Source organism: Streptomyces sp. NPDC057486, from assembly GCF_042802415.1.
In the GTDB taxonomy this organism is placed as follows: Bacteria; Actinomycetota; Actinomycetes; order Streptomycetales; family Streptomycetaceae; genus Streptomyces; species Streptomyces yanii.
Genome location: NZ_JBHVEE010000203.1, coordinates 1 through 11,942 on the forward strand (window position 1 = coordinate 1; position 11,942 = coordinate 11,942).

The 11,942-nt window shown below is 70.3% G+C and carries 11 protein-coding genes; 9 read left to right on the forward strand and 2 right to left on the reverse strand.

Annotated elements, in window-relative coordinates; genetic code table 11:
• Positions 1–207: 207 nt before the first annotated feature.
• The 6 genes from uraD to ACFU6I_RS45325 all read left to right on the forward strand — a co-directional run bounded on the left by uraD (position 208) and on the right by ACFU6I_RS45325 (position 6,618).
• Entirely contained in the window at positions 208–717 is a 510-nt protein-coding gene (gene uraD, locus ACFU6I_RS45300; protein WP_345511460.1) for a 2-oxo-4-hydroxy-4-carboxy-5-ureidoimidazoline decarboxylase, read from the forward strand.
• 5 nt (positions 718–722) lie between these two features.
• A complete protein-coding gene (uraH, locus tag ACFU6I_RS45305; RefSeq protein WP_266749620.1) occupies positions 723–1,112 on the forward strand; it encodes a hydroxyisourate hydrolase in 390 nt (129 codons plus the stop codon).
• 5 nt (positions 1,113–1,117) lie between these two features.
• On the forward strand, positions 1,118–2,050 hold the full coding sequence (pucL, locus tag ACFU6I_RS45310) for a factor-independent urate hydroxylase (RefSeq protein WP_384379460.1): 933 nt from the start codon (positions 1,118–1,120) through the stop codon (positions 2,048–2,050).
• A 64-nt stretch (positions 2,051–2,114) separates the two neighbouring features.
• Positions 2,115–3,509, forward strand: a complete 1,395-nt coding sequence (locus ACFU6I_RS45315) for a nucleobase:cation symporter-2 family protein (protein WP_384379462.1) — start codon at positions 2,115–2,117, stop codon at positions 3,507–3,509.
• A gap of 45 nt (positions 3,510–3,554) precedes the next feature.
• Positions 3,555–4,943 carry an 8-oxoguanine deaminase gene (locus ACFU6I_RS45320; RefSeq protein ID WP_384379465.1) on the forward strand — a complete coding sequence of 463 codons (1,389 nt, stop codon included), beginning with the start codon at positions 3,555–3,557 and terminating at the stop codon, positions 4,941–4,943.
• A 232-nt stretch (positions 4,944–5,175) separates the two neighbouring features.
• A complete protein-coding gene (locus tag ACFU6I_RS45325; RefSeq protein ID WP_384379468.1) occupies positions 5,176–6,618 on the forward strand; it encodes a nucleobase:cation symporter-2 family protein in 1,443 nt (480 codons plus the stop codon).
• Between the two features lie 81 nt (positions 6,619–6,699).
• On the opposite strand, the gene ACFU6I_RS45330 is transcribed toward ACFU6I_RS45325, so the two are convergent.
• Complete coding sequence (locus ACFU6I_RS45330; protein WP_384379471.1) at positions 6,700–7,599, reverse strand: chitosanase; 900 nt, start codon at positions 7,597–7,599, stop codon at positions 6,700–6,702.
• Positions 7,600–7,953: 354 nt separating this feature from the next.
• Positions 7,954–8,796 carry a chitosanase gene (locus ACFU6I_RS45335; protein WP_384379482.1) on the reverse strand — a complete coding sequence of 281 codons (843 nt, stop codon included), beginning with the start codon at positions 8,794–8,796 and terminating at the stop codon, positions 7,954–7,956.
• 68 nt (positions 8,797–8,864) lie between these two features.
• Between ACFU6I_RS45335 and ACFU6I_RS45340 the strand changes: the two genes are divergently transcribed.
• The 3 genes from ACFU6I_RS45340 to ACFU6I_RS45350 all read left to right on the forward strand — a co-directional run bounded on the left by ACFU6I_RS45340 (position 8,865) and on the right by ACFU6I_RS45350 (position 11,809).
• Positions 8,865–9,548 (forward strand): alpha/beta fold hydrolase, encoded by a 684-nt coding sequence (locus ACFU6I_RS45340; RefSeq protein WP_384379474.1) that lies wholly within the window; start codon positions 8,865–8,867, stop codon positions 9,546–9,548.
• A 126-nt stretch (positions 9,549–9,674) separates the two neighbouring features.
• A complete protein-coding gene (locus ACFU6I_RS45345) occupies positions 9,675–10,088 on the forward strand; it encodes a hypothetical protein (protein ID WP_384379476.1) in 414 nt (137 codons plus the stop codon).
• Positions 10,085–11,809, forward strand: a complete 1,725-nt coding sequence (locus tag ACFU6I_RS45350; RefSeq protein WP_384379479.1) for a hypothetical protein — start codon at positions 10,085–10,087, stop codon at positions 11,807–11,809. The genes ACFU6I_RS45345 and ACFU6I_RS45350 overlap by 4 nt, the downstream gene beginning before the upstream one ends.
• Positions 11,810–11,942 lie beyond the last annotated feature (133 nt).

Sequence of the window (11,942 nt, forward strand, 5' to 3'; positions counted from 1 at the left end):
TTCAGTTTTTTATAAGACACTGTACCCGGCAAACTGCCGCCAACGGTGAGTTGTTGAGCGAAGCCCGGGGACGGCCGTCGCCCGTATGGTCGGGCGCCGGCCTTCCGTGTTCGCGGAATTTCAACAAAGTGTTGACGTGGTGTTGTGGAGGGCGTTAGCTATCCGCAGCCCGACCAACGCACAGCGAAAAAAGCCACGGAGGCTCCCGTGACTCTGAGCTCCACACCGGGCCTCGCCCGGTTCAACACTCTGGCGGACGACGAGGCCACCACCGCGTTGCACGAGGTGTGTGCCAGTGCGGCATGGGGGAGAGCGATCCTCTCCCGGCGCCCGTACGCCACCGCAGAAGCCCTTCTCGCCACCAGTGATGCCGTCATGGCCGAGCTGAGCCGCGAAGATCTGGCCGACGCGATGGCCGGTCACCCCCCGATCGGCCGCCCGGCCCCCGGGGACCCGACCTCCTCCCGCGAACAGCGGGGGATGGCCGACGCCACCGAGGAGCTCAAGGCCGAGATGCTCGAACTGAACCTGGCCTACCAGGAGCGGTTCGGACATGTCTTCCTGATCTGCGCCACCGGTGCCACCGGAGAGCAGATGCGCGACGCGGTGAAGTCCCGGATCGGGAACTCGCCCGAGCAGGAGCGCGAGATCGTGCGCACCGAGCTGGGCAAGATCAACCGCATCCGGCTGACCCGCCTCGTAACCGAAGGAGAGTGACGGTCTTGAGCACCGACACCACCGCATCGGTGTCCACGCACATCCTGGACACCAGCATCGGCCGCCCCGCCGCAGCCGTCGCCGTCACGCTCGCCGCCCGCAGTGGCAGCGACGCGCCATGGGTGACGCTCGGCGGGTCCGCGACCGACGCGGACGGGCGATGCAAGGACCTGCCGGCGCTGCCGGAGGGCACCACCCATGTACGTCTCGACTTCGAGACCGAGGCGTACTTCTTCAACAAGCAAGCCGAGGCGCAGCAGGACGCCCCCCGCGTAAGGGACAGCGGTGCGTTCTTCCCGGAAGTGGCGATCACCTTCGCCGTCGTACCGGGCGAGCACTATCACGTACCGCTGCTGCTCAACCCGTTCGGCTACTCCGTATACCGAGGGAGCTAGCAGACATGCCCACGATTCTCGGCCAGAACCAGTACGGCAAAGCAGAGAACCGCGTCGTCAAGATCACGCGGGATGGCGACACCCACCACATCAAGGACCTGAACGTCTCGGTCGCCCTCTCCGGCGACATGGACGACGTCCACTACTCCGGCTCCAACGCCAACGTCCTGCCGACCGACACCACCAAGAACACGGTGTACGCGTTCGCCAAGGAGTACGGCATCGAGTCCGCCGAGCAGTTCGGCATCCACCTCGCCCGCCACTTCGTGACGTCGCAGGAGCCGATCCATCGGGCGCGCATCCGTATCCAGGAGTATTCCTGGGAGCGCATCGCCACCTCGGACAACAACTCCAAGTTCATTGGCTCGGACGAGGTCAACCACTCCTTCGCCCGCAAGGGCCAGGAGCTGCGCACCACCCAGATCACCTACGACGGTGAGAGCTGGCAGGTCATCTCGGGACTCAAGGACCTCACGGTCATGAACACCACCAACTCGGAGTTCTGGGGTTACGTCAAGGACAAGTACACGACGCTCAAGGAGGCGTACGACCGCATCCTGTGCACCGATGTCGCCGCCGCCTGGCGCTACAACTGGACCAGCGACGGCGACCGGATGCCCAACTGGGAGAAGTCGTACGCGCAGGCCAAGAAGCACATCCTGCAGGCCTTCGCCGAGACGTACTCCCTCTCGCTGCAGCAGACCCTCTACCAGATGGGGTCGAGGGTGATCAACAGCCGCAGCGAGATCGACGAGATCCGCTTCTCCCTGCCGAACAACCACCACTTCCTGGTGGACCTGGAGCCCTTCGGTCTCAAGAACGAGACCGCCGACGGCGCTGTCTACTTCGCGGCCGACCGCCCGTACGGACTCATCGAGGCCACCGTGCTGCGGGACGGCATCGAGCCGCAGATCCCGGTCGACATGACCAACCTCTGACGCGGCCCTGAGCCGGTCCCCGCCCGCCGACGGGCGGGGACCGGCCGACCCGGAGGGAAACCCCATGGCACAGCCTGCAACGGGCCCGGCAGCAGACGGCCCCTGTACCGCACCACCGGAGAACGCCGTCCATCCGGTGGACGAAAAGCTTTCTCCCTCGCGGCTCGTCCCCGCCGCGCTCCAGCACATCGCCGCCATGTATGCGGGCGTCGTCACCCCTCCGCTCATCATCGGCCAGGCCGCCGGCCTGGACCCGGCCGGAATGACCCGGCTGATCGCGGCCAGTCTGCTGATCGCCGGACTCGCCACCCTCCTGCAGACGCTAGGCATCGGCGGCGTAGCGGGAAACCGGCTGCCGTTCGTCAACGCCGCGTCCTCCGCCGGCATCGCCCCGATGCTCGCCATCGCCGAGACCAGCGCCCCCGGCCACCAACTCCCGGCGATCTACGGGGCGGTGCTCGTCGCCGGAGCCTTCTGTCTGGCCGTCGGACCCTTCTTCGGGCGGCTCCTCCGCTTCTTCCCGCCGCTCGTCACCGGTGTCGTCATCACCCTCATCGGCGTCACCCTGATGCCGGTCCCGGTCTCCTGGGCGCAGGGCGGTGACAAGGAAGCCGCCGACTTCGGCGCCATGAAGTACTTGGCGCTGGCCGCCTTCACCCTTGCCGTCATCCTGCTGATCCAGCGATTCGGGCGAGGCTTCGTCAAACAAGTCGCCCTGCTCCTCGGCCTGTTGATCGGCACGCTCGCCGCGGTCCCGTTCGGGCTGGCCGACTTCTCCGCGCTGAGATCCGCACCGCTCGCGGCCCTGCCGGCACCCTTCGCCTTCGGTGCCCCCGAGTTCAAGCCCGCCGCCATCCTGTCCCTCTGCATCGTCATGCTGGTCCTGATGACGGAGTCCTCGGCCGGCATGCTGGCACTCGGCGAGATCTGCGACCGGCGCACCGACGGGCGGACCATCACCCGCGGCCTGCGCACCGACGGCATCGCCACCCTGCTCGGCCCGGTCTTCGGAGGTTTCCCGACGAGCGCGTTCGCGCAGAACGTCGGCGTGGTGTCACTGACGAAGGTACGCAGCCGCTACGTCGTCGCCGCCGCGGGCGGAGCACTGATCGTCCTGGGCGCCTTCCCTGTCCTCGGCGCGGTCGTCTCCCTCGTCCCGATGCCCGTGCTCGGTGGCGCCGGAATCGTCCTGTTCGGCTCGATCGCCGTCAGCGGCATCCGTACGCTCTCCGAGGCCGGACTCGACGACAGCTCCAACATCATCCTGGTCGCCGTGGCGCTCGGCGCGGGCATCATCCCGCTCGCCGCGCCCGCCTTCTACGCCGGATTTCCGTCCTGGGCGCAGACCGTGCTGGGCTCCGGGATCAGTGCGGGAGCGCTTGTCGCGGTCCTGCTCAACCTGTTCTTCCATCATCTCGGCACCCACAGCCACACGGCTGTGGCACTCAAATCCTCCTAGGGTCCTGCCGTGCCCACCTCATCACAGAGAGAAGAAGGAAGCGCCATGGCAGCCCCTGATCGTGTGGAACGCATCGTCATCGAGAACTGTTCGATCGCGACCGTCGACGCCGACGACACCGAGTACGCCTCGGGTCATGTCGTCGTCGCGGGCAACCGCATCGAGCACGTAGGCGCCGGCCGGGCCCCCGAGGGGCTGGAGAACGTCGTGCGACGCATCGACGGCGCAGGGCACCTCGTCACCCCCGGCCTGATCAACACCCACCACCACTTCTACCAGTGGATCACCCGGGGCCTGGCCACCGACCACAACCTCTTCGACTGGCTGGTCGCCCTCTACCCGACCTGGGCGCGCATCGACGAGCCGATGGTCCGCGCCGCGGCGCAGGGCTCGCTCGCGATGATGGCCCGCGGCGGTGTCACCACCGCCATGGACCACCACTACGTCTACCCGCAGGGCTCCGGCGACCTGTCCGGCGCCATCATCGGAGCCGCCCGCGACATGGGCGTACGGTTCACCCTCGCCCGCGGCTCCATGGACCGCAGCCAGAAGGACGGCGGGCTGCCGCCGGACTTCGCCGTCGAGACGCTCGACGGTGCGCTCGCCGGCACCGAGGCGACCATCGACGCGCACCACGACGGCTCCTTCGACTCCATGACGCAGATCGCCGTCGCACCCTGCTCGCCCTTCTCCATCTCCACCGAACTGCTCCGCCAGGGAGCCGAGCTGGCCCGCCGCCGCGGGGTCCGGATGCACACCCACGGCTCGGAGACCGTGGAGGAGGAGAAGTTCTGCCACGAGCTGTTCGGGATGGGCCCGACCGACTACTTCGAGTCGACGGGCTGGCTCGGCGACGACGTATGGATGGCCCACTGCGTCCATATGAACGACTCCGACATCGCCGCGTTCGCCCGCACCGGCACCGGCGTCGCGCACTGCCCGTCCTCCAACGCCCGCCTCGCGGCAGGCATCGCCCGGGTACCCGACATGCTGGCCGCGGGTGTCCCCGTCGGGCTCGGTGTCGACGGCACCGCCTCCAACGAGTCCGGTGAACTCCACACCGAGCTGCGCAACGCCCTCCTCATCAACCGCCTCGGCGCCCACCGCGAGAAGGCACTGAATGCCCGTCAGGCCCTGCGCCTGGGAACGTACGGCGGCGCCCAGGTCCTCGGCCGCGCAGACCAGATCGGGTCGCTGGAGGTCGGCAAGCTCGCCGACCTGGTGCTCTGGAAGCTGGACACGCTCGCGCACGCCTCCATCGCCGACCCGGTCACCGCGCTCGTCTTCGGCGCCGCCGCCCCCGTCACCCTCTCCCTCGTCAACGGGAGGACGGTCGTCGAGGGCAACCACCTGACCACGGTGGACGAGGACGTCATCGCCCGCGCCACCCGCGACGAGGCTCGCCGCCTCGCGCAGATCGCCGCCGGGGCCTGACGGCTCCGGGGCACCTCCCCCAGAACGGCCGGCCGGAGGGGGACGGCCCTCGGCCGGCCGCCGTGGACCCGAGCGGGGTCCACGGCAGCCGGTCCGGCGAACACGCACTCAGAAGTGCGCGTTCGCCGGACCGGTGATCCAAGCTGCCGCACCAGCTGCACGACCTGCACCACCTGCACCACCTCCCTGACACCCACGTCGCCTTGACGTGTACCCGACCGGAGGAACCGCCGTGGCAGCACAGCCCAGGTTTCGCAACGACGCAGTCGCAGTTCCCGACCAGCAGCCCGTACCGGACGACCCGCAGATCTCCGGCGGCAAGCATCCGGTCGACGAGACCCTCCCCCCACTGAAGATGTTCACCAGCGGACTGCAGCATGTGGCCGCGATGTACGCGGGCGTCGTGGCACCGCCCATGATCGTGGGACCCGCCGTGGGACTCACCGCCAAGGAGACCGCCTTCCTGATGGGGGCGAGCCTCTTCACCGCGGGCATCGCCACCCTGCTCCAGACCCTCGGCTTCTGGCGCATCGGCGCCCGGCTGCCGTTCGTCAACGGCGTCTCGTTCGCCGGGGTGACGCCGATGATCGCGATCGGCAAGGATCGCGGGCACGACGGCATCGCCGTCATCTTCGGCGCGATCCTCGTCGCCAGTCTCCTCGGCTTCGTACTCGCCCCCTACTTCTGCAAGCTGGTCCGCTTCTTCCCGCCCGTCGTCACCGGGACCGTCATCACCCTGATCGGCGTCTCGTTGCTTCCGGTCGCCTTCAACTGGTCCCAGGGCGGCAACGCGACGGCCGACGGCTACGGGTCGACGACCAACATCTCCATGGCCGCCGTCACCCTGGTCATCGTCCTCGCCCTGCGCAAACTGCTGCGCGGCTTCCTGCAGCAGATCGCGATCCTGCTCGGTCTGGTCGCCGGCACCCTGATCGCGATCCCGGTCGGCATCACCGACTTCGGCGCGATCGGGGACGCCGACCTGATCGGCTTCCCGACCCCGTTCCACTTCGGGGCACCGCAGTTCGAGATGGCCGCCATCGTCTCGATGTGCATCGTGATGCTCGTCTGCATGACCGAGTCCACCGCCGACATGCTCGCCCTCGGCAAGATCGTCGGCCGGCCGGCGGACGAGCGGACCATCGAGGGCGGTCTGCGCGCCGACACCCTCGGCAGCGCCGTCAGCCCGATCTTCAACGGCTTCATGTGCAGCGCCTTCGCGCAGAACATCGGCCTGGTCGCGATGACCAAGGTGCGCAGCCGGTTCGTCGTCGCCGCGGGTGGCGTCATCCTGATCGTGCTCGGTCTGGTCCCCGTGGCCGCGTCCGTCATCGCGCTCGTCCCCCTGCCGGTGCTCGGCGGCGCGGGCATCGTGCTCTTCGGCTCGGTCGCCGCGAGCGGCATCCAGACGCTGGCCACCGCCGCCCTGGAGAAGGGGGAGAACGCGTTGATCGTCGCGGCCGCCGTCGGCATCGGCCTGATCCCGATCGCCGCGCCGGAGTTCTACCACGCGTTCCCGAAGGACCTCCTCGTCGTGCTGGACTCGGGGATCTCCACCGGGTGCGTCGTGGCGATCGTCCTCAACCTCGCCTTCAACCACCTGGGCAGGAAGCCGGAGGAGGGGAACGAGGAAGAGCCCTCCGTCCCGGCAACGGCTCCGGTGGGCGCGCACTGAGTGTGTCCGGTACGGCGCTGTGGCGCGCACGGCGGGAGCCGTACGCGCCACAGACGTATTCCGGGCAGGCCTGGGCGGGACTCAGCCGATGTGGTAGCTGTCGCCGTACACCTTCCACTCCGGCGGCGGATCCAGGTTCAGATTGCGCTCCTTCAGGAAGACCCGCTGGGCGGTGTCCACCCGGCTGGTGTCCGAGTGGGCCCCCTCCTGCCGCAGCGCCCAGACCCGCGCGTCCAGGAAGGCGTTGAGGTAGGTCACCTCGTCGCCGCCCTGCGACGGCGGCTTCGCCCTGGCGAGCGCGCGCTTGCGGATGGAGCTGAAACTCGTGCTGTCGCTGCCGTCGCCGTGCGTGACGATGGCGTCGTAGTAGTCGAACTGGCCGAGTGTGCCGATGCCGTCGGCCTTCCCCCGATCGACCGCCGGGTCGAAGTACACCCGGTCCCGTTCGTCGTTCTGGGCCTGCTTGAAGGCCGGGTCCGACGCGGCGGTCGCCCAGTCCTCGGCGAAGTTCGGGTCGAGGCCGTCATGCGAGTCGGTGCCGTTCACCTCCCGCAGAGCGGGGAGGTACTTCGCGAGGACGTTGCCCGGCTTGCGCCGGGTGTACAGCTCGACGAGGTCGAGCATGTCGCCGGTGCCGGAGCAGAAGCCGATGATGCCCGCGGTGTAGCCGCGGCCGTCGCCGATGTCCTCGATGTACTTGTACTGCCCCTTCCAGTCGAGCGTGGAGTTCTCCGCGCTGGAGACCAGCTGCATGGCGATCTCCTTCTTCGCCGGATTGTCCAGCCCGGTGGCGGCAGCCGCCTTCCGGGTGGCGGAGACCTCGTGGCGCACGGCTGGATGCGTGGGGGCGCCGGCGTGGGCGGTTGCGGGTGTCGTCGTGAGGGTCACCCCGAATGCGACCAGTGTGAGCCGTACGGGGCGAGTGTTGCGACGTGCGGCGTGCTTGTGACGTGCGGCGTGCTTATGGGAAGCGGGCACCATTCCTCCAAAGGGAGTTCGTCGTTCCGGATCCGCTCGGAAGCTTTCCTACCAGAGCGGAGTGGGAGTCGTGGCGGAGTGGGAGTCGTGCACTCGTTCGGCGCAAGCGAGTTGAGTCCGCTTCCGGCTACGGAAAAGCCCCGCACCACGTGCCGGACGCGCGGTGCGGGGTCGTACGGGGCGGCCTGTGTATCAGGGGCGGACACCCTCTGGCCGACGGCCGACGGCCGTCGGCAGTCGGGGTGGGCGACGTGGATCCCTACGTCCGTGGGGCCACCCTGCGGGTCGCCCATGGACCGATGCCGGCCGAGATCCTGACCCTGTTCTCCTCGACCGCGCAGACCGCCGATCGCGGGTTCAATGTCCGTCGATGTGGTAGCTGTCGCCGTACACCTTCCACTCCAACGGCGTTTCCAGCTGGAGTCTGCCCTCGCGTACGAAGACCCGCTGCGCCGTCTCGACGCGACTGGTGTCGGAGTGCGAGGGTTCCTTGCGGATCGCGGCGACCCGGGCATCGAGGAAGGCGTTCAGATACGTCACCTCGTCGCCACCCCGGGACGGCGGTTCGGCGGCGTCGAGAGCCTCGCGGCGCATCGTACGGAAGCCGACCGTGCCGTCCGAGTCGGCGGCCCCGTGCATCACATAGGCGTCGTAGTAGATGAACTGGCCCAGGGCGCCGAGACCGTCGTCCTTCCCCTGTTCGACCGCCGGATCGAAGTACGAGCTGTCCCGTTCGGCGTCCTGCGCCGATCGGAACGCGGGGTCGGCGGCCGCTTCCGCCCATGCCTCGGTGAACGGGCGCCCGAGACCGTCGTGCGAGTCGCTGCCCTTCACCGCGCGCAGAGCGGGCAGAAACCGTTCCAGCGGATTGCCGGGGCGCGCCGACGCGTACCGCTCGACGACCCTCAGCATGTCGCCGGTGCCGGAGCAGAAGCCGATGATGCCCGCGGTGTAGCCGCGGCCGTCGCCGATGTCCTCGATGTACTTGTACTGCCCCTTCCAGTCGAGCGTGGAGTTCTCCGCGCTGGAGACCAGCTGCATGGCGATCTCCTTCTTCGCCGGATCGTCCAGCCCGGCCGCCGGGGAGCCATTGCCGGAAAAGCCCCCGGGCGAGCGCCCGGAACACCCCGCCAGCAGGGCGGTCACCGTGACCAGAGCGATGAACGGAGCCGTGGCGGGGGCGAGCCGGGAACGCGGAATGACCTTCACTTCTCCAGCCTGCCAGGCACGGAGAGGGATCTTGGTCCGTTCGCCTGTAGCGTCAGGGTATGGAAGATCAGTCTTTTGTGGATGTCGGCGACGTCAGGCTCGCGTACCGGTCCTGGGGCGACCCGTTCGGCTCGCCCGTCGTCCTGCTGCACGGCCTCGGTGGTTCCGCCGCGAGCTGGGAAGCGGTCGGGAGCCTGCTCGGCGAGGAATGGCGGGTGTACGCCCTCGACCTGCGCGGGCACGGGGAGAGCGACTGGCCCGACGAGTACTCCTTCGAGCTGATGAGGGACGACGTCCTCGGCTTCCTCGACGAGTGCGAGCTCGACCGCGTCGGTCTCGTCGGCCACTCCATGGGCGGCGTCGTCGCCCATCTGCTCGCCCAGGAGCACGCGGACCGGGTGGAGCGCCTGGTGCTGGTGGAGACCCCGCCGCCGTTCCCCAGTGAGCCGCGGCCCGCCGCGCAGCCCGAAGGGCCGGTCGACTACGACTGGAATGTCGTCGCGCCCGTCCGGGCCCAGGTCGCCGACCCCGACCCGCGGTGGGCGCAGGGTCTCGGCGAGATCGTCGCGCCGACGCTGATGATCGCCGGCGGTCCGGAGAGCACCATGCCGCAGGGCCGGCTGGCCGACATGGCCTCCCTGATCCCGGACTGCCGGCTGATCACGCTCGGCGGCGGCCACCGGGTCCACGAGACCCACGCCGACCAGGTCGCCCAGCAGATCACCGAGTTCTTCACCAGCTGAAGCCCCGGCAGCCGGCGTCATCCGATCGGGCGACCGGAAGATCGGAGCCGGCGAAACCGCACCGGTCGGCATGGGGGAGCGGCCGGGCCGGAGCCATTGTCGGTGCCGGGTGCCAAGATCGTCCGTATGGAGCTTGCACCGTTCTTCGCCGAGGTCGACGCCCAGCCGTGGGCCGAGCTGCAGCATGCGTACGGAAGCGCCGCCGATGTGCCCGACTGCCTGCGGGTGCTCGCCGGGGACGACGAGGACGCGGCGTCCGAGGCGCTCTCCGAGCTGTACGGCAGCATCCTGCACCAGGGGTCGGTGTACGAGGCGACGGCTCACGCGGTGCCGTATCTGGCGCGGCTCGCGGAGGCCGGGCACCGCACGGAGGATCTGCTGGTGCTGCTCGGCGGGATCGCGGAGGGCGGCGAGGACCGGGGGGAGACGGATGAAGCCGCCTGCCGGGCAGCCGTCGTCGCCCAGCTTCCGTTGATCCTGGGCTGGATCGCCGACGAGAGTCCCGGGTTGCGGCAGGCCGCCGCGTGGACGGGGCCATGACGGGGGCGTCCGGTCAGGTGCTGCCGGTGCTCCGGAGGCGCTGGGCGGAAGAGGCGGACCCCCTTGTCCGGGCCGAACTCCTCGGAGCCATCGCCCATCTGGACCCGGCAGGCAGCGTTGCCGAGGCGACCGAAGCCATGGGTGCCGGCGAGCCGGGCGAGGTGAGGATCGCGGCCCTGCTGGCCGGCGTCGACGCGGGCCGGCCCTGGGGCCCCGCCCACCACGAGGCGATGCTGATGCTCCTCCCGGCCGACGGGCTGGTCCGGACCCGCCTCGACCAGGAGCGCAACGAGCCGCTGCAGTACGTCGTCGATTCCCTGCTGCTCCGTGACACCCCCGAGGACCGCGAAGCGGCCTACGGCCTGCTCGACGCGGCACTGCGCAGCTCCGACCCCGACACCCGCGCCGAGGCGCTGTGGGCGGCCGAGACCGCCTGTCAGCTCTCGCGCAGCGCGCCCGAACGGCTGGCGGCGCCCCTGCGTGCCCTGACGGCCGACCCGGCTGCCGTGCCCGCGGCGTACTCGCTCCTGCGGAAGCTGGGCGTCCATGGAGCGGCGGCCGCCCCGGTCCTGGCCCAACTCGCGGCAGCGGAGGGTGATCCGGCGGACCGGGCCCTCGAAGCGCTTGTCGCCGTGGCCCCCGCGCAGGCCGCGCCGCTCCTTGCGCGCGACCTGGGGCAGCGCCCGCGCGCGCTCGGTGCCGTATGCGGCTTCCCGGTCAGAGGGGCAGCCGCCCTCTCGTTCCCGTACGACCCCGACCTGCTGGACGCGATCCGTGTCCGCCTCGTCGCGGACGATCTCGAGGGCAATGAGCCGTTCTGGCTCACGGCCCTGCTCACCGCCTGGGGGAGCCGGGCATCCTCGGCCCTGCCCGAACTGCGGTCCGCGCTGGCCCGGTTCCCGAAGGTCGTCCCCAGGGCGCTGGTGGCGGTCTGCCCGCCGGAACACCGCGCGGAGACGGCGGAGCTCCTGACGGCCGCGGCCCGCTCCGGACCGAAGGCGGGCAGGCTCGCGGCGGCCGGGGCGGTGCACGAGCTGACCGGCGACACCGGCCCCCTGCTGGCAGCGACGGCCGCACGGCTCGCCGAGGGGGGCATCGACGTGCGGGAGGTTGCGCGCACTGCCGGCGAACTGGGCCCGGAGGCAGCCGATCTGGTGCCCGCCCTGCGGTCGGCGCTCAGTGTCCCCGAGCGGAACCGCACCATCCCGCAGCTGGACGGCGATGTCGAGATCGCCGTCGCGCTGTGGCGGATCACGGGGGACGCCGAGGAGGCGGTGCCGGTGCTCGCCGGGGTACTCGCGGAGGTCGAACCGGCCTGGATGCGCTGGACGTTCATCCGCGCCGCGCATGCGGCGGCCCTCATCGGAGAGGCGGCCCGCCCGCTGGTCCCCGCGCTGGAGGGCCTGCTGACGGACCGGCAACAGACCCCGGCCGCGGTACTTGCCCTGCACGCGATCGCACCCGAGTCCCTCGACGCCCCCCGGCTGGCCGGCCTGCTCCTGGACGCCGCAGAGGCGGACGCCGAACCCGTCACCGCCATCGAGGCCCTGGTTGCCCTCGGCCCGACCGCCCTCACCGACGACCACCTGAACCGGCTGGCCGCCCTCGCCGAACGGGACCTGCGGGTGACGGCGTCAGGACTGGAGTCGGGCATCGCCCCGGCCGACGAACGACTGCGCGACCGCGCGCGCGAGGCGGTGCGTACGCTGCGACCGCACTGACCACGCGTGCGGAATCGCCTGTGCGCCGCGGGCGCGCCGAGACGGGACGGACCGGCGGGGCGGCCCCCCCCCCCCGGGGGGGGCGCCCGATGGGGCGGGGGGGGGGGGGGGCCCCCCCCCCCCCCCCCCCGGG